Annotated in this window: 22 protein-coding genes; 18 read left to right on the top strand and 4 right to left on the bottom strand. The window is 46.1% G+C overall.

What is annotated here, in order from left to right; translation table 11 throughout:
* Positions 1 to 5 precede the first annotated feature (5 nt).
* From ACN6KS_RS28050 to ACN6KS_RS28020, 7 genes are all read left to right on the top strand, one after another.
* Entirely contained in the window at positions 6 to 1,055 is a 1,050-nt protein-coding gene (locus ACN6KS_RS28050) for a type IV pilus twitching motility protein PilT (protein ID WP_440960924.1), read from the top strand.
* On the top strand, positions 1,055 to 2,260 hold the full coding sequence (locus ACN6KS_RS28045; protein ID WP_440960923.1) for a type II secretion system F family protein: 1,206 nt from the start codon (positions 1,055 to 1,057) through the stop codon (positions 2,258 to 2,260). Before ACN6KS_RS28050 ends, ACN6KS_RS28045 begins: the two co-directional genes overlap by 1 nt.
* A gap of 167 nt (positions 2,261 to 2,427) precedes the next feature.
* Positions 2,428 to 2,898: a type II secretion system protein gene (locus ACN6KS_RS28040; RefSeq protein ID WP_280787248.1), complete on the top strand. Its 471-nt coding sequence runs from the start codon at positions 2,428 to 2,430 to the stop codon at positions 2,896 to 2,898.
* Positions 2,899 to 2,989: 91 nt separating this feature from the next.
* Entirely contained in the window at positions 2,990 to 3,739 is a 750-nt protein-coding gene (locus ACN6KS_RS28035) for a prepilin peptidase (protein WP_440960922.1), read from the top strand.
* A 15-nt stretch (positions 3,740 to 3,754) separates the two neighbouring features.
* Positions 3,755 to 5,356 carry a pilus assembly protein PilM gene (gene pilM / locus ACN6KS_RS28030; RefSeq protein WP_440960921.1) on the top strand — a complete coding sequence of 534 codons (1,602 nt, stop codon included), beginning with the start codon at positions 3,755 to 3,757 and terminating at the stop codon, positions 5,354 to 5,356.
* Positions 5,343 to 5,948, top strand: a complete 606-nt coding sequence (pilO, locus tag ACN6KS_RS28025; RefSeq protein ID WP_440960920.1) for a type 4a pilus biogenesis protein PilO — start codon at positions 5,343 to 5,345, stop codon at positions 5,946 to 5,948. The genes pilM and pilO overlap by 14 nt, the downstream gene beginning before the upstream one ends.
* A 293-nt stretch (positions 5,949 to 6,241) precedes the next feature.
* Positions 6,242 to 6,844, top strand: a complete 603-nt coding sequence (locus ACN6KS_RS28020) for a DL-endopeptidase inhibitor IseA family protein (protein ID WP_179281624.1) — start codon at positions 6,242 to 6,244, stop codon at positions 6,842 to 6,844.
* A gap of 46 nt (positions 6,845 to 6,890) precedes the next feature.
* Here ACN6KS_RS28020 and ACN6KS_RS28015 read toward each other — a convergent pair whose 3' ends face one another.
* Positions 6,891 to 7,292 (bottom strand): CBS domain-containing protein, encoded by a 402-nt coding sequence (locus ACN6KS_RS28015; protein ID WP_341135853.1) that lies wholly within the window; start codon positions 7,290 to 7,292, stop codon positions 6,891 to 6,893.
* 150 nt (positions 7,293 to 7,442) lie between these two features.
* A complete protein-coding gene (locus ACN6KS_RS28010) occupies positions 7,443 to 8,870 on the bottom strand; it encodes a VanW family protein (protein ID WP_280787242.1) in 1,428 nt (475 codons plus the stop codon).
* A gap of 229 nt (positions 8,871 to 9,099) precedes the next feature.
* Between ACN6KS_RS28010 and ftsE the strand changes: the two genes are divergently transcribed.
* The 5 genes from ftsE (at position 9,100) to ACN6KS_RS27985 (ending at position 15,023) form a co-directional block, all read left to right on the top strand.
* Positions 9,100 to 9,786 carry a cell division ATP-binding protein FtsE gene (ftsE, locus tag ACN6KS_RS28005; protein ID WP_094870886.1) on the top strand — a complete coding sequence of 229 codons (687 nt, stop codon included), beginning with the start codon at positions 9,100 to 9,102 and terminating at the stop codon, positions 9,784 to 9,786.
* Positions 9,776 to 10,690 carry a permease-like cell division protein FtsX gene (ftsX, locus tag ACN6KS_RS28000; protein WP_094870884.1) on the top strand — a complete coding sequence of 305 codons (915 nt, stop codon included), beginning with the start codon at positions 9,776 to 9,778 and terminating at the stop codon, positions 10,688 to 10,690. The genes ftsE and ftsX overlap by 11 nt, the downstream gene beginning before the upstream one ends.
* Before the next feature lie 30 nt (positions 10,691 to 10,720).
* Positions 10,721 to 12,028 carry a murein hydrolase activator EnvC family protein gene (locus tag ACN6KS_RS27995; RefSeq protein WP_440960919.1) on the top strand — a complete coding sequence of 436 codons (1,308 nt, stop codon included), beginning with the start codon at positions 10,721 to 10,723 and terminating at the stop codon, positions 12,026 to 12,028.
* A 125-nt stretch (positions 12,029 to 12,153) separates the two neighbouring features.
* Complete coding sequence (locus ACN6KS_RS27990) at positions 12,154 to 13,620, top strand: S41 family peptidase (RefSeq protein WP_440960918.1); 1,467 nt, start codon at positions 12,154 to 12,156, stop codon at positions 13,618 to 13,620.
* An 83-nt stretch (positions 13,621 to 13,703) separates the two neighbouring features.
* Positions 13,704 to 15,023 (top strand): PDZ domain-containing protein, encoded by a 1,320-nt coding sequence (locus ACN6KS_RS27985; RefSeq protein ID WP_440960917.1) that lies wholly within the window; start codon positions 13,704 to 13,706, stop codon positions 15,021 to 15,023.
* 55 nt (positions 15,024 to 15,078) lie between these two features.
* On the opposite strand, the gene ACN6KS_RS27980 is transcribed toward ACN6KS_RS27985, so the two are convergent.
* Together ACN6KS_RS27980 and ACN6KS_RS27975 are read right to left on the bottom strand one after the other, a co-directional pair.
* A complete protein-coding gene (locus tag ACN6KS_RS27980; protein ID WP_440960916.1) occupies positions 15,079 to 15,732 on the bottom strand; it encodes a response regulator in 654 nt (217 codons plus the stop codon).
* Between the two features lie 57 nt (positions 15,733 to 15,789).
* Entirely contained in the window at positions 15,790 to 16,947 is a 1,158-nt protein-coding gene (locus ACN6KS_RS27975) for a sensor histidine kinase (protein WP_440960915.1), read from the bottom strand.
* Between the two features lie 241 nt (positions 16,948 to 17,188).
* Between ACN6KS_RS27975 and ACN6KS_RS27970 the strand changes: the two genes are divergently transcribed.
* The 6 genes from ACN6KS_RS27970 to ACN6KS_RS27945 all read left to right on the top strand — a co-directional run bounded on the left by ACN6KS_RS27970 (position 17,189) and on the right by ACN6KS_RS27945 (position 25,547).
* Positions 17,189 to 18,124, top strand: a complete 936-nt coding sequence (locus ACN6KS_RS27970; RefSeq protein WP_094876531.1) for an ABC transporter ATP-binding protein — start codon at positions 17,189 to 17,191, stop codon at positions 18,122 to 18,124.
* Positions 18,125 to 18,141: 17 nt separating this feature from the next.
* Complete coding sequence (locus ACN6KS_RS27965; RefSeq protein WP_094876530.1) at positions 18,142 to 19,314, top strand: ABC transporter permease; 1,173 nt, start codon at positions 18,142 to 18,144, stop codon at positions 19,312 to 19,314.
* Entirely contained in the window at positions 19,307 to 20,467 is a 1,161-nt protein-coding gene (locus ACN6KS_RS27960; RefSeq protein WP_094870870.1) for an ABC transporter permease, read from the top strand. Before ACN6KS_RS27965 ends, ACN6KS_RS27960 begins: the two co-directional genes overlap by 8 nt.
* Before the next feature lie 117 nt (positions 20,468 to 20,584).
* Positions 20,585 to 20,908 (top strand): L-rhamnose mutarotase, encoded by a 324-nt coding sequence (locus ACN6KS_RS27955; protein WP_094870868.1) that lies wholly within the window; start codon positions 20,585 to 20,587, stop codon positions 20,906 to 20,908.
* Positions 20,909 to 21,130: 222 nt separating this feature from the next.
* A complete protein-coding gene (locus ACN6KS_RS27950; protein WP_094870866.1) occupies positions 21,131 to 22,285 on the top strand; it encodes a cation:proton antiporter in 1,155 nt (384 codons plus the stop codon).
* A 247-nt stretch (positions 22,286 to 22,532) separates the two neighbouring features.
* Positions 22,533 to 25,547, top strand: a complete 3,015-nt coding sequence (locus tag ACN6KS_RS27945; protein ID WP_440960914.1) for an efflux RND transporter permease subunit — start codon at positions 22,533 to 22,535, stop codon at positions 25,545 to 25,547.
* Positions 25,548 to 25,647: the final 100 nt, after the last annotated feature.

The raw sequence follows: 25,647 nt of genomic DNA, 5'->3' as shown, positions 1-25,647 counted from the left end.
AGCGGATGCCAACGTATACGCGGGATATTAGACAGCTTTTGCAGACGGCTTACTCCTCCAAAGCTTCCGACTTACATATCTCTGTAGGCTCGTCTCCGGTGATACGTATGGATGGAATGCTTCACCCACTTGAGGGTGCACCAGTAACAGCCGATGAAGCGGCAGAAATGGCAGAAGCGCTGCTTGGCAGTGAACGAAATGAAGTGTTTCGAAATGCAGGTGAGGTGGATTTCTCTTATCCGCTGGATGGCGGCGTAAGATTTCGGGTGAATGTCTATCGTCAGCGGGGTGAGATTAGTATCGCTGCCCGGGCCATTCCTGCAGAGATTCCGAGTCTGGAACAGCTGTCGATGTCTCCGATTTTGTCCACTTTGTCACTCAAACCACAAGGTTTGATTCTAGTTACAGGCCCTACGGGCAGCGGTAAATCCTCTACGTTAGCAGCTATGCTGAATTACATTAACAAGACCGAAAGCAAGCATATTGTGACACTTGAAGATCCTATAGAATTTCTGCATAGTCACGGAACCTGTCTAGTGGATCAACGTGAAGTGGGTAGCGACACAGCTAGCTTTGCGAGCGGACTTCGTGCCGCGTTACGTCAGGATCCGGATGTTATTCTCGTTGGAGAGATGCGGGATTTGGAGACCATTACAGCAGCAGTTACTGCCGCGGAGACAGGTCATCTTGTGATGGCCACCTTACATACAACAGACGCACCACAGACGATTGATCGAATTATTGACGCTTTTCCGGGTCATCAGCAGGGACAGATTCGTTCACAGCTAGCCTCAGTATTACTGGCAGTTGTCAGTCAGCGGTTGTTTCCAAGAGCAGGGGGACGGGGGCGGATATGTGCAACAGAGATCTTAGTGAATACACCTGCCGTAGCCAATCTCATTCGTACCGAAAAGACACATCAGATTAAAAATGTAATGCAAACCGGACGCGCGCAAGGCATGCATACGTTGGACATGAGTATCCGCGACTATTTATCTCAAGGTCTGATTGACTCGACTGCCGTAAAAGCATTTATGACGGAGGTGGGTAACTGATGCCTCTTTTTGAATATCAAGTAAAGACAACCGCAGGTAAGTCCATTAAAGGAAAGCTAACCGCAACAGATAAGCCTACGGCGATGGAAGAGCTGCGTAAGCGGGGGCTTACAGTGTTCTCGCTGATCGAACGAAAAACAACGATTCTATCGATGGACATTTATATCGGGAATCCGGTTAAGCCGCTTCATTTCATTATTTATTGTAGGCAGTTCGCCACGCTAATGCGTGCTGGGGTGTCGATTGTGGATGCAACGCGTATTTTGGCAGAGCAAACTGAGAGTAAGCCGCTGCGCAAAGCGTTAGTAGATGTGAATTCTAGCCTCATGCGCGGGATCTCGTTCTCACAAGCCGTTCAGGATCATAAAAAAATCTTCCCGCAGCTATTTGTCAGCATGATCCGAGCAGGTGAAGAATCCGGTGATATTGAGGGAACTTTGGACAGGCTGGCGATGTTTTTTGAGAAACAGCACACCACGACAGAGAAGATCAAGTCTGCGCTCACTTACCCGATTACGGTCGGGGTTATGGCGATTGGAGCGGTTATATACCTACTCTGGGCGATTGTTCCACAGTTTGTAACGATGTTCGAATCGATGAATGCAGAGCTTCCGGCGATTACAAAGATGGTATTGGCACTGAGTAAAAGCATTCAAGGGCAATGGTATTTCTGGATACTCGGAGTTCTTCTCCTAGTGATAGCTTTTCAGATTACAAAACATACAGAAAAGGGTGCCTACGCACTCGATTATGCCAAGCTTAAGATTCCGGTGTTCGGCAAGCTGAATCAAAAAGGCTCGATTGCTCAGTTTACGCGTACTTTTTCTTCTCTTTATGCCAGCTCAGTCCCGATTCTGCAATCCTTGGTGATTGTAGAGGAAGTAGCCGGAAATAAGGTGATTGGGAAATTCATCCGAAGTGCGGGCGATTCGTTGCGACAAGGAAATCCACTATCTGAGCCGCTAAAAAAAGCTTGGGTCTTCCCGCCGCTAGTTACACAGATGATTGCGATTGGTGAAGAGACGGGGGCACTCGACACGATGTTGTCTAAGGTAGCTGATTTCTATGAGATGGACGTGGAGAATACCGTTGATCGTCTGAAGTCGCTGCTTGAACCGTTGTTGATTGCTTTTCTAGCAGGTGTTGTAGGTGTGATTGTGGCCGCTATTATGCTGCCGATGTTCAGTCTGTACGGCAATATGTGAACCTTACGGTTCCTTGAAGATATTGAGAGGGGTGACGCCGGGGAGGCGGGGCAGGATTGCAGAGCTTTTGTTGGCGCTAGACAAGGAAGAACGAGCATTGTAGCGGGATTCACGGAAATAAAAGATATAAACTGTATTACCACACACCACTTAGAGGGGGAAAACAAATGTTAGCACAAGCGATTAAAAGAAGATTAAGTAAAGAGGAAAATCAAAAGGGGTTCACGCTGATCGAGTTGCTGGCGGTTATCGTTATTTTGGGGATTATTGCGGTTATTGCGATACCTTTGATTGGAAATGTAATTTCCGGTGCAAAAAAGGATTCTGATGTGGCAACGGCTCGTCAAGTCTATGATGCTGCTAGGTTATATGTAATGGGTGAGAATAATGGGGATTTTAAGACTGCAGGATCGGTAAAAGTTGAAGAGATCATAACTAAAGGTTATTTAGATAAAATTTATCTTCCTAGTACAAAAGCTGAGATTATTAAGGGAACTGTTAATTTTAGTACTACTACAGGTCAGTTGGTGGATACTACAACTTCAGATGGTGACGCTGTTACGTTAGACGTTGGAACTAATACAACACCGGATCTGAAAAAATTCCCAGCTGTTAGTGTCTTAAGCGCTAAAAAATAAGAATTATTTCTATCCATAGAATATATTTTCCATCTTGGAATCGGACTTCCCGATTCCTTTTTTAAAATCCAAAAGCCAACAGAGGACATCCATGACGATAATCATCGCAAGTTACATCACCTTACTGGGCCTGATTCTAGGCTCCTTCTATAACGTAGTGGCACTGCGGGTGCCAGCTAAGGAATCTTTGCTTAATCCACCGTCACATTGCCCGAACTGCAATACGCAGCTGAAGGCGCGTGATTTGTTTCCGGTGATAAGCTACCTGCTGTCAGGAGGCAAGTGTCGTTACTGCGGCACAAGGGTGTCGCCTTTATATCCACTAGGAGAAGCGGCGACGGGTTTGCTTTTTCTATGGGTGTACATGCAATTTGGTCTGACGGGGAAGGGGATTCTCGGATTCATTCTGGTGAGTCTGGCGGTCATTGTGACGATTGCCGATTTGAAGTACATGCTGATTCCGAACAAGGTGTTGCTGTTCTTTTTGCCGATCCTGCTCATTCTTGTATTGCTCTTTCCAGAGGGGCCGTTATGGCATCACTTGCTGGGAGCTGTACTTGGTGGAGGTGTCTTGATCCCCTTTGTTCTGTTAGGTGGGATGGGTGCCGGGGATGTGAAGTTATTTGCGCTGCTGGGCTTAGTGATTGGATTTCCTAATGTTATTTTGGCTTTTCTGATGGCTTGTCTGCTTGGAAGTGTGGTCGGAGGACTGCTGATGCTGCTCGGAATCATCAAACGAAAACAACCGATTCCTTTTGGACCATGGTTAGCAATAGGGGCATTAATTAGTTACGGATATGGTTCACACATCATTGGCGCGTATCTCTCGCTCATCGGATAGGAGGACATCGATTATATGCTTGGATTAGGCCCTAAAGTGGCCGGAATTTCAATTGAAGCTACCGGAATTCGTTATATTAGTTTTAAGAATAAACAGTCATGGGAAGTCCGCAAAAAACGGTATCTCCCGCTCCTTCCAGGCATGATCATTGAGAATCAGGTGGCGGATAGCGAGGCACTTTTTGATCGGGTAAGACAGTGGGTGAAGAAGGAAGGGCTAAGGGGCAGTAAGGTTTCCTTGTCTATTCCACCTTCGCAGATCATCATCCGCAAAATGAGCATCCCAAGTACCAACGATAAGCAGGTAGAGCAGCTCGTGAAGCTGGAAGTGGAGACGGGGCTGCATTTACCATTTGAAAATCCTGTTTATGACTATGTGACGCTCGAAGTGGATGAGGAGCATAGTCATTTACTCGTATTTGCCGCTCCACGGAAATCGATACAGGATTATGTGGAAATTTTGGAGCGTGCGGGCCTCCGTATAAGCAGTGTTGAAATTTCGGCAACCGCCTTGGCGCGCAGTATAACCACTGGACATAGGGAAAGCTTTGCAGAAACGATGCTAATTAATTTAGAGCCATCCGTCATGGACGTTTACATGTTCAGAAACGGAAATCCGGTGTTCATTCGTACGATTAACTTGCTTGATCTGCATAAGGGTAGAAATGTTGCGGCATTGGGGTTCATGGCAGACAGTGAGGTTTTGGCAGAAACAGCAGTTGCTGTGGAAGAGCAATTATCACCGGAACAAATGGTGGAAATCACTGCGGAAATCTCACGGATGCTCAGCTTCTACCAATACAGCTTGCACGATGGCTCGACTCGTATTAAAAACTTAGTTATAACAGGTGCCCCATCCATTCGTAAACAGCTAGATCTAGAGCTTCAGCAGTCGCTGGCAGAACTCGACATTACACCGATAAGTCTAGACCAGATGGGTAACGATGCTGTATCTGATCTTGAGCTAAATGATTACCGAGTAGCAGCAGGGACAGCCCTGAAAAGCGTCATCAGCGTGGACACGATTGACCTACTGCCAAGAGAGGATCGGGAGACGTTATTATTCCCCTATGTGACCATGGGTCTTGTGGCGATCTGGCTGGTGGGAACGATTGGGACGGGGATTTATTTTTCGGCTAATAAGGGTCAAATTTCTAATGGTAAAGAGGAGCTGCAAGGTTTACAGGATCGCAGTTTAATGCTACAGGTAGAGCTTGGGAAACTTAAGAACAGCGGACCCGGACAGTTAGATCGGAAGACGGCAATCGCAGAGATTCAGAACAATAAGGTAATTGCTGTTCCGATTCTGGATGAATTAGTCGAAGGGTTACCACCGGGTGCTTTTATCCGTGACATTAACTACACCTACCGAACAGCTATTGATCTGACTGTAAATGTACCTACTATGGTAGATGCCTCCAGTTATTTGAGACAACTACGCCAAATGTCTTTTACGGTGGACGCACCGATTCTGAAGCTGACCGAAGGAACAACGGATGCAAACACTTCTTTTACTATGTATACAGCCATTTATAAAGTAAACTTAGTAGAAAATAAGCAGCAGGAAATTGGAACAGATGCAAGCCAAGAGGAGGTGAACAGCGATGGAACAGATTAATAAGTATCGTTCTCCAATCGTAATAGGTGTATTGATTCTGTTCTTGATGCTGTTTGCCTTTTATATGTTAGGTGTTCAGCCGACCAATAAGGAAATATCCGCACAGAACGCCGAGGTTAGCCAGCTGGAAAAAGAAGCAGAGATTCTCCAAACTAAAATTAATGAACTAAAAAGCAGTGCTACTTCTGTGGATTCAGAACAACAGGAGCTCCTGGCAGCACTCCCGAAAGGCGATGACAGCGAAGGCTTGATTGTTGATTTATGGGGCGTTAGCACTTCCTCAGAAGCACGCTTAAAGGACGTCAGCTTTATTTTGGATGAGGCTAATCCGATTCAGCAAATGACGGGCTCGGCTGAAGTGCTGTTCCCGACGGTTAAACAGATTAAAATGAATGCAGTAATAGAAGGTACGTATACGGGTATACGACAATGGATGGACGAGTTGCAGAAGCTGTCCCGTATAGTGAATGTAGACTCATTTAATTTCCAGCAATCCTATGAAGAGCGTTCTGCGAACAGCCCTGAAAGTATTTTGACTGCTAACGTAGCTTTCACAGCTTATTATGAGGCTGTCACTCCATCATCGAATTAGATCTCTAACCATTGCAATAACACCATTATGCGACTCCATTTTTCCTGTAAATCAGGAGGGTGGAGTTTATTCGTTACTAAAAATATATAAATGCGTTTTCATCCTACTGTTTATTGGGTATTTTAGCTTGCGGGGTGCATAAGCTGAAACAGTGGCTATCGCCTGTATTTTTCAAAATATAAAAAGTATACGTTTCACGCTTTACATTATTTTTATATTTCTCGCATAAACGCTTACCGTCCTTTAGGGACGCCGAAGGCGTTTTAGCTTGGATGACAAAGGAGGAATTCCGAATGAACAAAAAGTGGATGATTGGTTCGTTGGCCCTTTCCATAGGCCTTATCTCAGCAGGTGGGGGAGCTATGGCGGCTTCGCCGTCAGCAGGGAGTGCCGAAATCAAGAAGGTGGCTGTATCTGCCCCTGGGAAAGAGGGCCCTGCTACCATTAATAATTTGACGGTGAAAAGCATCATTCCGCTGGTAGTCCATGCAAGAGCTCTTTATTTCTATAGTAATCAAGGCGGAAACATCTTCCCGATAGAAACCTTCACGTATAAAGCTCAGGAGTACCGTTATCTGTCCAGTGACATTGGCACAAAGACGAAGCTGATGAATTACATAAAAAAAGCCTACACTCATAATGCAGCGGCATATTATGTGCAGACTCAATTTTTGGAGTATAACGGAAGAATGTCGCAGGTTAATGCAGATGTGGGCAATCTATTGATGTATGAAAAAGCCACCGCCCGCATGCTCTCCAAAACTGCAACAACCGCTGAATTTGAACTGACCGTTCCTTATCCAGATGCGCAGGAAAGCAGTGAGTCGGTGTATGTGAAGCTGAAGAAAGTGGAGGGATACTGGAGAATCGACACGTCACCGGATATTCTTTTCTGAGGAAAGGGGAAGGTATTAGAGGAAAGAGGATGGCAGGGGCTATGAACTAACTGCGCTTCAGGTCAGAGATATATACAACACCTGCGAATTTACCTTTGCGGGTAATAATGACACAATCATTCTTCATAGGATCTGGGCGGCTCATAGCAGTATCTAATACGGATTCAAGTGGAGTAGAAATATCAAATATGAGTGGAGTTTTGTTCATAAGCTTCATGGCAGGCTCTTTGTAGAACAGATCTACTCCTGATCTTCCTGTGGCTTTTAAAAAGAAACGTTCGCTCATTAACAATCCAAGCGGTTCATTCGTGGCGTTACAGACGACGATGCATTTGGATTCTGGGTGCTGGAACATGACGCGAAGGGCTTCTCTGCAAGTACGTGAGGCAAAAATAGCAGGGGCACTGCGGACAATATTAGAAAGATCATTTACAAGAGCTGTTGACATGATGTTCATCCTTTCTGATTATAGGTCTATTTCTAATGTACCCCCGAATCGTAAATTTTAAAGGCGACAAAGATCATCTACAGGTAAAATAGATGCACAGGCAAAAACGGTCAGAACCTCACGAGGTCTGACCGTTTTTTTGTAGGTAATTTATTCACTTCGAACGCCATCCTCTACTAACTGCTTTCTAGGTGTTTCTGGAATAACAGATTTGCTTACGCCTCCACGATTGATAGCGATTAATCGTTTTTGAGCGTAATACACGTCACGCGATAATTTCTTTACCTCAGTGGATTTACCGTCAACAAACCGGGTGCTGTAAGTCTCAACAACATATCCGGTTTTTCCATTTTGTATAACGCGTGAGCCGCCACGAGGGAGGGAAGGGTCGTTTACATACTTGTCTACTGGAGGCAGCACCTCTACGATTTGTGAATGGACCTTATATGTAACATTTTTCGGAAAAGTACCGAAGAGCTTAATCGTTAGTGATCGGCCTTGCACAGCCGCTTTAATGACTAGATATTTGCCAGTCGTATTGCGAAAACGGAAGTTGATATAGCCTTCAGCGAAGGTGGCATCCTGGCCTTTGGGTAGATAGTTGACCGGCAAGGAGTGATTGCGGCGCTCCACAATCTCCAGTCCGGTGCGCAGAGCGGCATTGTACAGCGTACTGGAAACTTGGCAGATTCCGCCGCCGATGCCGGCTTGAAGCTTACCGTTCACAATGACTGGCGCTTCTCGGAAGCCATATTCAATTTTTGCTTTTTCAATAGCCTTGCCATAGTCAAAAACGGCTCCAGGTGGGAGCACGGTTCCGTTCACTGCTTTGGCCGCTGATTCAACGTTGTAGATTCGCCCAGGGCCACTTGCACCGAGAGAAGTACTGAATTGCATGATTTTTCGCTCAATGCCTTGCTCCTTTAAAGCGTTTAAAGTGATGTCTGGCTGTAATATGGTTAAAGGAACTTCCAGTGTAATCCCCTTTTCTTGCAGCGTGATCAGACGATTAAACCGTGTGGGGGCAGCAGCCCATAGTGAGGTCACCATTCCTGTCCAGTCCACTTCAAGGGAAGTCTTTTCAGACGTATATATTACACGATCATCTCCGGTAATTCGCCGTGTAGCATCCACAGGATCTCCGAAGGATTCTCTCTCCCAAGCGGGACTCAGGATGGACTGTAATTGAGCAATATCCAGATGGGCTTCAAGACTCCAATTTTGGGGGAAGTTGTACCGGGTTTTTACCCGATCCCATAGCCGCCCTTCTGTAAGATCTTGTAGACCTTGCTCAAAAGCAGCGGCTTCATAGGTCATTCCAGCTTGTTTAAGTTTGAGGGTAAGCTCAGAATTCCCTTCGACCTGCAACACAAGGGGGATAGATTCAAGGGCCTGTAGCTTGTTCTCCAGTTCGGAACGTACCTCTGAGATATTCAGCCCGCCCACTTCCCATCCGGCAAGGGTTGTACCTTTTGGAAGCGTGTTTTTATGGCCATATAGTTGAAATCCCCCATAGATTAATGAGCCTATAAGAATGAGTGCAATGACTATTATGAGGGTAAGATGGATTTTTTTCATGAATAATCTCCTTCCTGGATGGCTTCTGCGAGCAGCACAGTAGGTGCTTTTTATATGTATATGTACAGACATTACAAAACTTTCGAATAGTGGGGCAGTTACGGGGTACTCAATCGGTTACAGATTTGTTACAATAGATACATTGCGGAAATATTGAAGTTTATGGAAACTTAAGCTGGACTCTGTCGATTCACACAAGTGGAAAATGTCATAATTGGGAAGTGAGAAAATGATTGAAATGCAAGATGTATGGAAGACGTACCCTAACGGAACTCACGCACTGCAAGGAGTTTCAGTAAAAATTGACCGCAATGAATTCGTGTATGTTGTCGGTCCATCCGGCGCGGGTAAATCTACTTTTATGAAATTGATTTATAGAGAAGAAGTGCCAACTAAAGGTCAAATTTCTGTGGGAGGCTTTAACATAGGGAAGCTTAAACAACGTAAAATCCCATATGTGCGCCGTAATATCGGCGTTGTGTTTCAAGATTTCCGGTTATTGCCAAGGATGACAGCGTATGAGAATGTTGCTTTTGCCATGGAAGTTATTGAAGCACCGAAGAAGGTCATCAAGAAACGTGTGAATGAAGTCCTCGATCTGGTTGGACTCAAAAATAAAGCAAATCGTGAGCCCTCACAGCTCTCAGGTGGAGAGCAGCAGCGGATTGCAATTGCCCGGGCTATCGTTAACAACCCATCTGTTATTATTGCGGACGAGCCTACAGGAAACTTAGACCCTGAGACTTCATGGGGCATTATGCAGTTGCTGGACGAAATTAATTTTCGTGGAACAACCATTGTAATGGCTACCCATAATAGAGATATCGTGAATAAAATGCGCAAGCGGGTGCTTGCGATTGAGAACGGAAACATTGTGAGAGACCAGGCGAGAGGGGAATATGGCTATGAGTTTTAAGACCTTCTTGCGACACATGCGGGAAGGCTTCAAAAGCGTATTCCGTAATGGCTGGATGTCGATTGCTTCGATCACTTCCATAGTTGTCTCTCTTTTTGTCCTAGGTGTATTTATTCTTCTTGTTCTTAATGTGAATGCCGTAGCGGATGGGGCAGACAGTCAGGTACAGATTAATGTGCATTTGGCACTAAATGTAGATCAGAAGCTGCGTGAGACTTTGCAGACTGAAATTGGTAATATGCCGGAGGTCAGCAAGATTACGTTCATCTCCAAGGACCAAGGGCTTAAAGATCTCCGTGCAGACATGGGTGAGGACGCAGCTGAGCTTCTGGAAGGGTTCGATGAAGACAATAACCCTCTCCCAGATACGCTTAAGGTAGAAGTTGTTGAACCTACTACGGTAGCCTTTGTGGCTGAGAAGATCGAAGCACTCAACAAGACACATACCGAGCAGCCTATTTATAAAGTGAAGTATGGCAAGGGCTCGATCGAAACCTTGTTCAAAATAACCCGCGCTGTACGGAACATTGGTTTTATTTTTGTAGCAGGTCTGGGGCTCATGTCTATGTTCCTCATCTCTAATACGATTCGGGTTACGATACTTGCTCGTCGTAAGGAGATTGGCATTATGAAGCTCGTAGGTGCGACAAATTATTTTATTCGCTGGCCTTTCTTTATAGAAGGAGCACTGATCGGTCTGATCGGATCGCTCATTACCTCCGTTGTCTTGTATTTGGGTTACAGCACTTTGGAATCGACTGTACAGGGAGATCCTATGCTCCAATTGCAGCTAATTCCGTTCGATAGTATTTGGATGCTGGTCGTTGGTGTACTAGTTGGACTAGGCGTGCTGATCGGCGTCTGGGGAAGCACGGTTTCTATTCGTAGGTTCTTGAAAGTTTAATATTAAAAAGTGAAGGATGGGGAGTGCAAGTTGAAGAAGATTGCTGCCGGACTAGCCGTAATGTTACTAGCTGTCACTATATTCCAGACCTCTGATGGATATGCCAAAAAAACAAGTGTTGCCGAAATCGACAAGCAGCTAAAGCAGCTGCAAAAAGAGGTGCAGGAAGCTAAGGCGCAGCAGGAGAAAGCGGCGTCCCAAACGCAGGAAGCACAGCATTATAAGAATAAGACGAATCTCAATCTGCAATATGTCTTACAGCAAGTGGATCAAGTTAAGGGCAAAATGACCGAAATCTCTACCAAAATTTCCGACACAGAACAATCTTTGAATGTTACTGCAACGGAATTGGATAAAGCAGAGGCGCGAGTCGCCTCCAGAGAGGAAGTCTTGGGGTCCCGTGTTCGCTTGATGTATACCGATGGAGCGGTTTCTTACTTGGATGTTTTGCTCTCATCGACAAGCTTCGCTGATTTTCTGGATCGCGCGGATTCACTTAAGATGATTGTGGATCAGGATCAGGAGCTGTTAGTTCAACATAAGCTGGACAAGCAGACGGTGATAGAGAAGAAACAAGAGCTTGAAGGGCAATATGCCCAAGCCAAGCAGCTGTATACTTCTTTGGAACAACAGAGAAGTCTGCTGAAGGAGAAAGAAGCTGAGAAACAGGAGCTTATCGCATTCTATGATAAGCAAATTCAAGAAAGTGATGATTTAAGTGAAGAGCAGGATGAAAAGCTGGTCAAACTGGCAAGCGAACGCTCTGCGCTGGAAACGCAAAAGGATAAGATTAAGGCAGAGGAAGCCGCTCGCAGAGCAGCAGCGGCTAAGGCGGAAGCGGCTCGTAGAGCTGCGGCGGCTGCCAAGAAGGCTGCAGCTGCAGCTAGTAAGGGAAGCAGTAGTTCTAGCTCCAGCTCTAGTGAAACGGGATATTCAGGTGGAGATGGACCGTTTCTACTTCCTGTAGGATCAGCAAGGATCTCGTCCTCTTATGGACCACGGACACATCCGATCACAGGTGAGAGGGGTAAAGTACACACCGGGGTCGATTTTGCGGTTCCACAAGGAACCAGTATTCATGCAGCTGATTCCGGAACAGTAATCGTAGCTGAATGGTATAGCGGCTATGGTTATTGTGTAATTATTGATCATGGAGGCGGGGTTTGGACCCTCTACGGACATATCCGCAAAGGCGGTATTAGGGTTAGTTCTGGGGATAAAGTTAATCGCGGAGATGTGATTGCTGAATCTGGTTCCACAGGTAATTCAACGGGTCCTCACCTTCATTTTGAAGTGCGGATTGATGGTAAGACAGTGAATCCTATGCCTTATCTCTAATTTTTAACGAACTTATCACTCATATTATTTGATTGTACGGCATATACTGGAAGAGATACCGTACCTTTCAGGACGGACTTAGGATGTTGTTTACAAGATGGACAAGAAGGGACGGTGGGAACATCATGTTAAAAAAAAGCACCGCGGCGTTTATGATTATCGCCGCCCTGCTATGCGGTAGCTTAGTAACCTTGGGCGTGACGGGTTATACTCATGTCTTTGGACAAGCTGCAGGACAAGGATTGGCCTCTGCGTTGCAGGTTGCAGGTCTACAGCAGAAGGAATCCCAGAAGCTTGGGACTGCGCTCAGTTTGATTGAGAGCAATTACTACGAGACGGTAGATCGGGAGAAGCTGATAGATGGTGCTGTCAACGGTATGATGGAAGCGCTAGGCGATCCTTATTCCAACTATATGGGCAAAGAAACAGCTGAGAAATTTGAAGAGAGCATAGAGGGTTCCTTTTCAGGTATCGGTGCAGAAGTTTCTTCGGATAACGGCAAGGTAGTCGTGGTCTCCCCAATCAAAGGTTCACCTGCTGAAAAAGCAGGGATTCAGGCCAAAGATATCATCCTGTCTGTTAACGGAGAATCGCTAGAAGGCTTGGACCTAAATGCGGCTGTTGCGAAGATACGCGGACCAAAAGGCAGTAAGGCCACTTTGAAAATACAACGTTCTGGCTCTGTAGAGCCTCTGGAGTTTGCTCTTACCCGGGATGATGTGAAGCTTGAGACGGTATACTCAACTATGGAAAAAGACGGAGTAGGGGTAATCGAGGTCACTCAGTTCTCCCTAAATACCGCAGAACGATTCAAGGAAGAGCTTGGGAAGCTGGAGAAGCAAGGCATGAAGGGGTTGGTTATTGATGTCCGTAATGATCCAGGCGGTGTCCTCCCGATTGTTATTGAGATGGCTGAGGAGTTCGTTCCAGCTGGTAAAAATATAGTTCAAATAGAATACAAAGATAAAAAACGCGAAGTTAGCACCTCCAAGGGGTCGAGCAAGGCTTATCCAGTGGTAGTGCTAATGAATAAAGGTAGCGCGAGCGCCTCGGAAATATTGGCGGGTGCCTTGCAGCAGTCAGCGGGAGCCAAGCTGATTGGTGATAATTCATTTGGTAAAGGCACGGTGCAGACAAGTTTTGACAAACAGCTTGGAGATGGCAGCTTGCTGAAGGTTACCATTGCTAAATGGCTTACACCGGACGGCACATGGATCCACGGAAAGGGAATTAAACCGGATATCGCGGTAGCGCAGCCGGATTACTTCTCAGTGGCTCCGATTAACAAGAGCGTGACGCTGCAATATAACATGAACAACGGTGATGTAAAGAGTGCGCAGACGATGCTGGATGGCTTAGGCTACAAGCCTGGTCGTAAAGATGGCTATTTCGATACTGGCACTAAGAATGCAGTGAAGAAATTCCAGAGTGAAGCGAAACTTCAAGTCACAGGGATGATCGATGCCAAGACCGCGGAGGCGCTGGAGGTGGCACTGATCAAGGTGATCCAGGATCCTACCCACGACAACCAACGGAATAGAGGGATTGCTGAAATTCAGAAGGAAATTAAGGCGGCAGCGTCGAAAAAGTAAGAAGGCTGAATTCAGCCTTCTTTTTTTCTGTTAAAAAGATTAAGGGCTAATATTCAGGGAAGAAAAGGAGTGTGACGAACAGTTTGAATGTGATTCAGGATTTATTAGGAAGCTTGGGCACGGCGTTCTTACACTTATTGATCCAGCCATATTACTATATTGCTATTATATTTATTGCGTTGTATTACCGTCGGCAGGTGGCATTAGAACGTAAGCTGATTCATGTGAAGTTACATAGCTGGGGTCAAGAAACGTGGCGAACGGTGTGGAGCGGGCTGGTAATGGGACTAGTGGTGTCTATTGCAGCCATATTGTTAGGGGTATCCTTATCAGGTACAGCTGTAGCCTGCATTTGGGTAGTTAGTATATTGCTATCGCTATTGCGTGTGCGGTATTTGTGCTTCGCCTATTCTATAGGTCTGCTAGGCGTTGTTCAATTTGTATTGTCGTTCTTTCCGGATGCCTTACATAGTGGAACGGTCGGAAATATTACAACAGCCATACGGGAGATGGATATTCCCGCCTTGCTAGTGCTAGCTGCGCTACTGCACATGGCGGAGGCGCTGCTGGCCCGCTGGCAAGGAGCAAAGCTTGCGACGCCCCTCTTCTTGAAGGGCAAGCGCGGCATGGTTGTCGGCGGCTATCAGCTGCAGGCTTTCTGGCCGCTGCCGCTGTTCCTGCTGATCCCTTCGGGCGCAGGAACGGATCTGCCATGGCAGCCGCTGCTGGGCGGCGGGCTTGGCATGGTCTCTTTGCCCGTCATCATTGGCTTCAGCGAGATGACGCAGGGCATGCTGCCCGGGCGCAAGGCGGCCCGCACTTCAGGACGGCTGCTGATGTACAGCATCGTCCTGCTCGGCTTAAGCCTGCTTGCCGCTTGGTGGAGCCCGCTGACCCTGCTCGCGGCGCTCGCAGCGATGGTGCTGCACGAAGGGTTAAGCTGGTACAGCGCTCTGGAAGAGCGCAGCATCAGTCCCATCTTCGTGCATCCACCGCGCGGCCGCAAAGTGCTGGCCGTGCTGCCGGGCAGTCCCGGGCAGGAGCTGGGCATCTTGCCCGGCGAGATTTTACTGAAGGTCAACGGGGTTCTGTTGACCGATGCCGCGCAGCTACATGAGGCGCTGCGCATGAATCCAGCGTTTTGCAAGCTGGAGGTGCAGAACCGTGAAGGGGAGAGTAAATACCTTCAGAGCCCGATCTACGACGGGGACCATCATCAGCTCGGGATCATTCTGGTACCGGAGACAGATGGAGCAGTTACTGCGGAGGCGAAGCCTTCTAGCATTTTCAGCATCATTGCGATGAAGACAGGTACTCGCAGCCGGAATCTTCCGATTGGGCGAATCAAACAGAACAAAGTCGATAAAGTCGATAAAGCCAAGAAGGAATCGGCAGAAGGATAGATAAAGTTAAGCCCGGACTCTGGAAATATGGAGTCCGGGCTTTTTTGTAGAACTCCTATCCCCGCCCACCCTTCAAATAAAAAATAGCAATCTGCGTCCGATCCCGCAGCTCTAATTTACTCAGAATATCTGTTATGTAATTTTTGACCGTACCCTCGCTAAGAAACAGCTGTCCGGCGATTTCTTTGTTGCTATGCCCCTCAGCGATAGAGGCGACAACGGCCAGTTCCATTTTGGTTAGTCCAAAAGATTCCAATGGCTGTACCTTTGGAGATTCAGGGCGAGCAGCGGGCTGTAGAAAGGTGGCAAGCTTGCGCGCAATATCAGGGTGAATCAGCATATTACCTTCATGGACTGTTTTGACGCCTTGTATAATACGGTCTGGCGGTATGTTTTTGAGCAAATATCCACTGGCTCCGTTGCGAAGCGCTTCAATGATATACTCATCGTCATCGAAGGTGGTTAGCATCAGTATCGAAACTTGAGGGAAAGCCTGCTTAATCTTCTCTGTCCCTTCAACCCCACCACAGCCGGGCATCCGAATATCCATTAGAATCACATCGGCTATGTCCCCCGCTTGAAGCAAACGCAAGGCTTCATTCCCCTCACTTGCCGCTCCGATCACTTCAATATCGGGGTCCATCCCTAGCAGCACTTGCAGACTTTGACGAATAAAAGGATCGTCATCTACAATCATCACCTTAATCATTAGCGTGGCTCCTTTTTCATAATTTAGATTTCATCTTTGCCTCGAGTCCTACGTTCCCTATACAATCTCTCCCTGCTTATAAATGGGCAACCGCGTAACAATGGTGAAATGTGGCTCCTGCAGTAGTTCCAAGGTTCCGCCAATCAGCTGCGTTCGTTCTAACATTCCTTTCATTCCCACCCCTCCACTTTCCGGTAGTTTGCTTAGCTTACTGCCTTCGGGAACTGTCCCGTTGTTGCTGACCTCCATAGTAACTCCAGTATCGCTGAAGTAGATTTCAATCCAAATGGCTGTTGCTTTTCCATGACGTAGGGCATTGGTTATGGCTTCCCGGGCGTTCTTATACAAGATCACTTGAATACTAGGATATAGCGGATAAGGTATCCCAAGCACTTGGTATGAGGTCTCAATTCCTGTATCGCGCCCTGTCTCTTCGAGCAGTCGGTCTAACGCGTAAGCGCCCTCTAATTGTGGCGTATAGTTGATACGCTTCACTGCGGAGCGCATATCGTCCATGCTGGCTGACAACTGATCTCGAATGAGCTCCATCATTTGCATCCCGCTCTCTGGGGAGGTGGGTAAGGTAAGTAACGCAGCTTCCATCATCATTTTAATACGAATGAGACGGTGGCCGATATCGTCATGGAGTTGGCGGGAGATACGAACCCGTTCTTTGGACTCGGCTGCATCTTCTACTTGGGCGTTAAACTCCAGCAGTCGGTTGCGGGCTTCATCCAGCTCGAAATGCTTTTTTCGCAGCTCGTCGTATAGATGGAGGGTGTTCTCACGGCCCCGCCCCGCCCTCTGTAGCAATTCGTTGAGATAAGCAATGAGCAGAAACATAATGTTGATGATAGTGATTATAAGCTGTGGGGAATCCCGGAGCGCGATGTTTAAGGTAATCAGATGCACAACCGTAAACACGAGAGGCACTGCTTGAGGCTGAAGTCTAGAATAATAAAGCAATGCTGAAATCGCGGGGAAAATCATTATGCTGCCGTACTGGTAACATAACCAGGCGGTGAACAGTATTTCCACAATGCTTATCAAGGCATGAAAGGACAGGGGCAGCTTTGGCACCATGACTACAAGGAATAGAAGCATCAGAATATGTAACGTGAAAATCCCATAGTCGGCATATGGGTAGATGTAAATGCTAATACATGCAGGAACTATGATGAGTAAGTAACGCAATAGGTCTAGCTCTCTAGTCACGCCTGTGTCATCCTTTATGTTTTTTTCTAATCTTAGCATATTTTCTCACTATATAAGTTGAACTAAAAAACATTCACCGCAGTCACGGACTTACCTTAATAGAAAAATCTTAAGTTCAACTAATATAGTTCAGGAGATGACTTAAGTCACCTTCAAAAGATGACCTTTCGTACCTCCTTGAACATTCGCTTTAAGCTAGAATTGGAACTATAAAAGCGTAAATGACAGGAGAGATGAACGGATGGCAATCGCCGTATTAACCGATGTGGTGAAACGATATGAAGGTAAGCTAACAGTAGATCATGTAAATATGACGATAGAAGAAGGAGAAATTTTTGGCTTGTTGGGCCCGAACGGAGCGGGTAAAAGTACAACGATCAGTATGATCTGTGGTCTACTTAAGATTGACGGAGGAGACATTGTGATCGACGGTCTGCCTGTGTCCTCGAAATCGCTTGAGGTGAAGAAAAGAATTGGTTTGGTTCCACAGGAGTTAGCCTTATACGACACGATGTCAGCGGCGGATAACGTTACCTTTTTCGGAAGATTGTATGGTTTGCGTGGCAAGCTCTTGAAGGAACGGGTAGAAGAAGCTCTTGTGTTCACAGGGCTTAGCGACCGAGCCAAAGAGAAACCCTCAACCTTCTCCGGAGGGATGAAGAGACGTCTGAACATTGCCTGCGCGATTATGCATCGTCCTAAGCTGATTATTATGGATGAACCTACCGTGGGGATTGATCCGCAATCTCGTAATCATATCCTTGAATCAGTTAAAGAGCTCAATCGACTCGGCTCAACAGTTATTTATACCAGTCACTATATGGAGGAGGTTGCGGCCATTTGTGATCGGGTAGCCATTATGGATAAAGGGCATATCATTGCTTGCGGCACGGAAAAAGAACTGCGGGAACGCGTTGCCAAGGAAGAAAAAATCGTCATTAAAGCCACTAATGTCACACCAGAGCTTGTCCAAGAGTTGACGCTTCACCCTAGAATTAGACGCGTAGAAGCAAAGGAGGAAGTAGTCGAGCTGTATCTTCCTTCTTCACAAGGGGAGCTACAGGACATCCTTTTTATTTTTGCTAAGCATAAAGGGATTATCGGCTCGCTAAATATTGAAGAACCTGATCTGGAGACGTTGTTTCTAAACTTGACCGGAAGGACCTTAAGAGATTAAAGGGGGGGATTATTCTGATGAATACTTGGACGATTATGATCTATGAGCTGCGAAGACTATTTAGCTCACGTTCTATGATATTAAATATGTTTTTACTGCCCCTGTTATTGATCTTTCTCTTAGGTGCTTCCCTCTCCGGTGTCGTTGGTGACAAAGGTCCCTCTACGATTGATGTTGTTCGAGTGGCTGTTGTTAATCCTTCTGGGGAGGGTTACGAGAGCTCGTCGATGATGGACAGTTTGTTAAAATCATCTGAGCTTAAGGATATCATTACCCCGATTACCGTAAATAGTCGGGATGCAGCAGAAAGCGGTCTGCGAACAGGAAAATATGGTTATGCGGTGATTGTCCCGCCAGGCTTTGATAGTAAGGTACAGAGCGGTGGAGAAGCACAGCTGGAATTTATACTGGGTAAAAAAAGTACAGATAACCTGGTGGCTGGGACGGTATTCGATAATTTTCTGAGGAGTCTTAATTATAAGCAGTCTGTGGCGATGACACTGGGTCCGGCAGCTATGAACGTTATGGCATCTAGTTCTACCAGTAATCTGCCTTCTGTAAAGCTTGGAGAACTGAGTGAGGGAGGGGTTTCGTATACTTCTTCACAGTTCTATGCGGTGTCCATGATGCTGATGTTTCTGCTATATAGCGGCTTGACGGTTTGTACTTCTCTTTTTAATGAAAAAGAGAATCATACCCTCTTCCGGATAAACGCAATGCCCGTTAAAGGATCTGAATTATTCATAGGTAAAATGCTTGGCGTAGGTGTTGTAAGTATAGTGCAGTGCGCAGCCATTATTATTCTAACGAATGTGCTTTTCGGGGTGAATTGGGGGAATCAGCCGGGCTTATTGTTCCTATTTTGCCTGCTGATGATCGTGGCCTCCATGACATTATCTATCGTTATTTCTATGTTCAGCAAGACTGGAGCAAGCGCAAGGAGTATCGTAACTCTGCTAACAGTAAGTATGACCTTTATTAGTGGAGGCATGGCACCTCTTCCAGAATCATGGGTGAATTCTATAGGGGCTTTCACGATTAATCATTGGGCCATGCAAGCAATCTTGAAAATGATGCTGCATGCCGATGTATCGCAAATCATGCCGAATTTGGGAGTGTTATCGCTGATCTGTCTTGTGTTGTTCAGTGCAGCGGCCATTTCGTACCGGAAGGTGGGTTATCATGGATAAAATCTTAACAATTGGCTGGAACATGGTGAAACGAACCATTGGTACTAGGAAGGGTGTGCTCATATATATTTTGCTTCCTTGTATTGTGCTCGCCGGTATTGTTTCCGTTACTGGAACGATAGGGGAGAACCCAGCTGTTGTGCTGTATTCCAATATGGATAACGGGACTGCAGGTAAGCACTTGCTAACTGAATTAAACAATTCCGGAGAATATAAATTTGTAGAAAAAGCTGACGAGAATGCTTTAAGGGAAGGCGTAGTTGCTCAGAATGGAGAAGCGGGGATTCTAATCCCAGCAGGCTTCACCTCGGCACTCCTTGCCGGAGAAGAGCCACAAATTAGTGTGTATGAGCTGAAGACGAATGAAACTTCCGTTATGATTAAATTAAAAGCGAGCGCAATTGCGGATGAAATGCGGAGTACCGCCACAATCATTGGAGCAGCTAATGAAGGATCTAGCGACGATGACGCACAGTTTACTACTGTTATGCAAAGAGCGGAACAGCACAGTATTGGCAGCATCCGAACCGATTATAATTTATATCCTCGGGAGGGACTGGGAGTCGTAACAGGCTTAACGTTAATGTTCCTCATGAGCCTCGTCACGAGTTCTGTATCTCTAATTATGGATGATCGAAAAGGCCGGACCATGATGCGGATGTTCAGTGCTCCGGTTCGTTCTTATGAAATTGCGATTGGTAATTTTCTGGGCAGCTTCATGGTCGGATTGATTCAGATCCTCGTAGTGCTGGCTTTAGGTCGCTGGGTGCTGCATTATGATTATGAAGTTCCAATCTATCTATATTTCCTCGTTCTTGCGGCATTTATGCTGGTGTCCATGGGGATCGCGAGTACGGTGGCAGGATTAATTCGAAATCCTAATAATGCGGGTATGCTGAATTCCCTAATTATCACACCGACTTGTATGCTTGGCGGCTGCTTTTGGCCCTTATCCATTATGCCGGACTATATGCAGAAGGCAGCTAACTTTGTTCCGCAAAAATGGGCCATTCAAGCGATCGACATCGCTGCAACCGGCGGGGGCTGGAATGAGTTATGGTTACCTTTTGCGATCTTAGGCCTTATGGCGGCAGTGTTGCTGGCGATAGGTTCTGCCATTCTCCGCCCAAGTGAAGCGGGAATTAATGCTTAGAAAGCATAAGGCTAGATATTCATAGCTTGGACTGTTACCTTCAGGTACAATAATAGGTATCCAATGTATTTGATTCTTATAATGTACAGTAGAGGACATTTCTAGGAGGATGAACAGATGAGCAGCAATAAAATGGCTTGGACATGGCGGGTGAGGGAAGAATGTCTGGAAGCGTATGTAGCGATGCATTTAAATCCATGGCCAGAAGTTCTGGAGGAGCACAGTAAGGCTGGTATTTCTAACTATTCTATCTTTCAGAATGGGAATCAGTTTTTTTATTGCTTTGAATGTGAGGATACCGAAGCAGCTTTCAATTATATTGCCAAAAGCGACGCCTGCAACCGATGGAATGCCATTACCTCAAAGATGGTTGAAGGATCATTTGATTTCAATGATGAGGTGCCAATGTTGCCTTTACGCGAAGTGTTCTACCTAAAATAGCGAAGACGATTCTGCAATTTCTAAAATTTGCATATTGTATATTATCGGCGTATCATGTTTACAGTCTTTTATATTACGGTTATAATATATTTAATAATGTTAAATTGAATAATTTTTTGTTTTTTGGAGGAGCCTGTCAACAAGGGCTCCTCTTTGTCTTTTTTTGGCTTGGAGAAGTCCCTGGTTGGCAGTTCTTATATACAACAAGGGAGTGGATGAAACATGGAGTTTGTTCTATATCTTATGCTGATTATACTATTCACCAAGCTAGCTGGTGATTTATCTGTACGACTGGGACAACCGTCGGTACTGGGTAAGCTAATTGTCGGTATTATACTGGGTCCTGCGGTACTGGGTTGGATTCAAAATGGAGAGTTTATTCATTATTTTTCGGAGATCGGTGTTCTATTGTTAATGTTTATAGCAGGGCTTGAGACGGATTTGGAGCAACTGCGCAAGAACTGGAAGTCAGCTTTCGCAGTAGCCGTCGGAGGTATTATTTTACCTTTTCTAGGTGGATTCGCCATCGGAGAAATGTTTGGATTTGCTTATCATAATGCTATGTTTATGGGCGTCATTCTTAGTGCAACATCGGTCAGCATTTCAGTACAGGTGCTGAAGGATATGAATAAGCTAAATACACGGGAAGGTTCTACCATTCTGGGAGCCGCTGTAGTGGATGATATTCTGGTTGTTATTTTGCTCGCTGTATTAATGAGCTTTTTTGGCACAGGAGAATCAGTATCCATTGGTCTTTTAATTACGAAAAAAGTGCTGTTCTTCGCTGTAGCGCTTGTTGTGGGTTGGTTTGTTGTGCCGCGGGTGATGAAATGGATGGCTCCGCTAAAGGTGACAGAGGCTGTTATTGCAGCTGCGCTAATGATTTGCTTTGCGTTCGCGTATTTTGCTGAAATTATGGGGATGGCAGGCATCATCGGTGCTTTTGCAGCTGGGATTGCTATTTCTCAAACCTCTTTTAAGCACACTGTGGAATCTAAGCTGGAGCCTATTGCCTATTCGATTTTTGTTCCGGTCTTCTTTGTCAGTATCGGACTTAATGTTTCCTTTGAAGGAGTTGGCAGTCAACTGGGATTTGTCCTCTTGTTGACGGTGATTGCCATTCTGACCAAATTGTTTGGTGGCGGTCTGGGTGCGCGTCTTACAGGTTTTAATAACCATTCCTCGCTTATTATTGGTTCAGGGATGATTTCTAGGGGTGAGGTTGCATTGATTATCGCGGCAACAGGTCTGAGTAGCGGATTGTTGCAGCAGCAGTATTTCACTTCGGTAATTATTGTTGTCATTGTAACTACACTTGTAACACCACCACTCTTAAAATATATGTTCCGCGATCCAGTGCGCGCTGGAGAGAAATAAAGCAAAAGAAAAGGGCGCCCTATAAGTCATTTACATGGCTTATGGGGCGCTTTTTTTTTGTGCTCTAGTTTCCTGTACTTCAGAAGGAGAAAGTTCCCCGCCTCAAGACGGAGTATAAAACCAGCCGTAGGGCTGTTTTGACTTCGGCTAAAAATGTCTAAACTAAATCTCGGGATGGAAAATAATACATAATGGGGCAGTCATAAAAGGAGTACCAGAAATATACGGGGTGGAAGGGGAAACGAGTATGAAATGGTTAACCAAATGGTCGTTCGGTAACAAGGCGGCGGTAGGGCTTTTAGTGGTAATGGCGCTAGTAGTGGGAGGGCTGAGCTACACTTCGCTGCCGATGGAATTTATGCCAGAGGCGGATAATCCGCAAGTGACTGTAACGGTGCTCGGTCCGGGTCAGGATGCCCATGCGATGGAAACAAAGGTTACGAAGCCGATTGAGGCTGGGGCTGCTTTTGTAAAGGGAAAGAAAGAAATATTGTCTACTTCCGGAGACGGATACGCACAGGTGAATATTTTTTATGATTCGAAAACGAATATGAAGGATGCTGCTGGGGAGGTGCAAAAGGTTGTAGATTCGTTGCAATTCCCTGAAGGGGTGATGGCTCCTTTTGTACTTCAATTGAATACTTCCATGATTCCCGTGTCGCAGGTTACGCTTTCGTTTGATGAAGGGCTAACTAAAGAAAACCTTAAGCTTGCGGAAGAAACGATCATTCCAGAGATGCAACAAGCTGAAGGTGTAGCCAACGTCGCCTTATATGGCAAAGTAACTCCGCAAGTGCGAGTGAAGCTAGATCCGAAATTAATGGCTGAAAAAGGTATTACGACGCCTCAAGTGTTAGGGTTACTTCAAGGACGTAATGTATCGGCATCCCTTGGGGAGCAGACGATTGGAGGGCAGACGGGGAATGTTAACGTGGTTTCTTCAATAGATAGTATCGATACGTTAAAAAAACTCCCTGTTTCCGCAGACGTTAAGCTGCAGGATATTGCTGCTGTCGAGTTGAAGCAGGATCAAGAAAGCGTTAGCCGCTCGAATGGGAAAGATGTTCTTTTCGCCATAGTAACCAAAGAAGCTAACGCAAATGCAGTGAGTGTCGGAGATCATATCCAAGATACCGTAGCACATATTAACAAAACCATTCCAAATGCAGAAGCAGCGGTGGTATTCAGCACATCAGATATGGTGGTTACCTCGGTGAACAGTATGCTGCGTGAAGTATTGCTTGGCGCGTTGTTCGCTACGATCGTGATTCTGTTGTTCCTGCGCAACCTGCGGGCAACTCTGATTACGGCGGTTTCTATCCCGCTTTCCTTAGCAGTTACTTTATATCTATTGGATATATCCGGTATAAGTCTGAATATTATTACGCTCGGTGGTGTGGCTGTTGCGGTCGGTCGCTTGGTGGATGATAGTATCGTAGTCATTGAGAACATTTACCGTAGGCTGCAAAAAGAACCCTTCTCCCGTGAAATGATCATAAGCGCAACTGGGGAAGTGGCTAGAGCAATTACTTCATCTACGATTGCAACGGTAGCGGTATTTCTGCCGATGGGTCTTCTGCGTGGTAGTTTGCAGGCTTTCCTGCTTCCGTTTGCCTTAACTGTAACGTATTCATTGCTTACTTCACTCGTTGTAGCCTTGACGGTGGTTCCATTGTTAAGCTCATGGCTGCTCAGAAGAACTTCTATGAAAGAACATGAGCCATCTAAATGGTTTACCCGATTCCTTGATTGGAATCTTCGCCGGAAATGGATCACTTTATCCCTAGGTCTTCTGCTTCTGATTGGCTCCATCGCAGCCTATGTGACGATGCCAAAAGGTGCGCTTGATGCTTCAGATGCCAGCTATGTCTCTGTTCAGTTGAACTATCCGAAGGATGTTCCTGTTAAAGAGATTTTGGAAAAAGGAAAGCAGCTAGAGCAAGATCTGATGAAACGTCCAGAAGCAGAAACAGTGATCATGCAGTCTGGGAATAGTGCGGACGCAGCACAATGGGGGAGTGTCAGCTCAGAGACCTTAGTGGACTATACCGTTGTTATGAAAAAAGGTGCAGATGCGCAAGGCTTCATCGATTATGTCCGTGATGTGAAGGATTCCTATGCAGGAGCAACCCTGGTGGCCAATCAAATGAGTATGATGGGTTCAAGCTCCACTAGCGAGTATATTGATATCGTGGGTGATGATCTTACTAATATTACTGCTGTTGCAGCAGAAGTTACGGATAAGCTGAAGACTGTGGAGGGTATTCAGAAGGTCAGTAGCAATATGGAGGATACCAAACCTGTCTTTACATTTAAGGTAGATCCAATACAGACGAATGCACAAGAAATTACCATGCAATTGTCGGCTATGCTGAATCCGATCCCTATAGGGCAAATCGAACTGGACGGTACGCCTGCTGGAGTAGTGTTAGATCCTATAGCTGAGCCAAAGACAGAGCAAGATTTAAAGGCAATGACGCTCATGACTGCTGAAGGTCCAAAGCCATTGTCACAACTAGCAACCTATGAGGTTCGGAATGAACCAGCACTGTTGTTCCATAAAGATGGGAAGCCATATGCGAGAATCACAGCGGAAGTGGATCCGAAGAAGGTGTCTGAAATCGGAGCGGATATTAAAAAACAAACCGATAGTCTTACCCTTCCAAAGGGTGTGACTCTATTTGCAGGCGGAGCCTCGGTGGATCAGTCAGAGGATTTCGCTGACCTTGGTATGACAGCGCTGATCTCCATCGGGTTGGTGTATCTGATCATGGTCCTCACCTTCAAAACCCTTCGTGCTCCGCTGGCAATCATGTTCTCCTTGCCATTGGCTGCGATTGGGGCGATTGTTGGGCTGATCGTATCCGGCGTAACGCCTGACTTCACCGCTTTATTCGGGGCGTTGATGTTAATCGGTATCGTCGTGACCAATGCCATTGTGCTCATTGACCGTATTAAGCAGAATGAAATGCATATGGGTGTTCGCGAAGCCATTCTGGAAGCGGCAGGAACACGGATGCGTCCGATTCTGATGACGGCAATTGCTACCATTTGCGCCATGACTCCACTGCTGTTCGGCCATGCCGAGATGGGCAGCATCGTCTCGCAAAGCTTGGCGATTGTGGTCATCGGTGGCTTGACCGCGGCAACGCTGCTTACGCTGGTTGTGGTTCCAGCGATTTACGAGCTGTTCTACTTCCGTAAATCGGCTAAGGAGCGCAAGGGCGCGGTGAAAGTAGAAATTCCGACGCATGGTGCTTAATTTCAAAAAGTTATAGTGATAAACAACTGAAATAGGCCCTTCTCAGTCATTTTAAATGATGCTGGGAAGGGTCTTATTATTTAGAAAATGAGAATTTACT

Source organism: Paenibacillus nitricinens, assembly GCF_052056485.1.
Lineage (GTDB): Bacteria > Bacillota > Bacilli > Paenibacillales > Paenibacillaceae > Paenibacillus_AQ > Paenibacillus_AQ nitricinens.
Note: the sequence above shows the minus strand (reverse complement) of the source record. Positions and strands in the feature narration are given on the sequence as shown.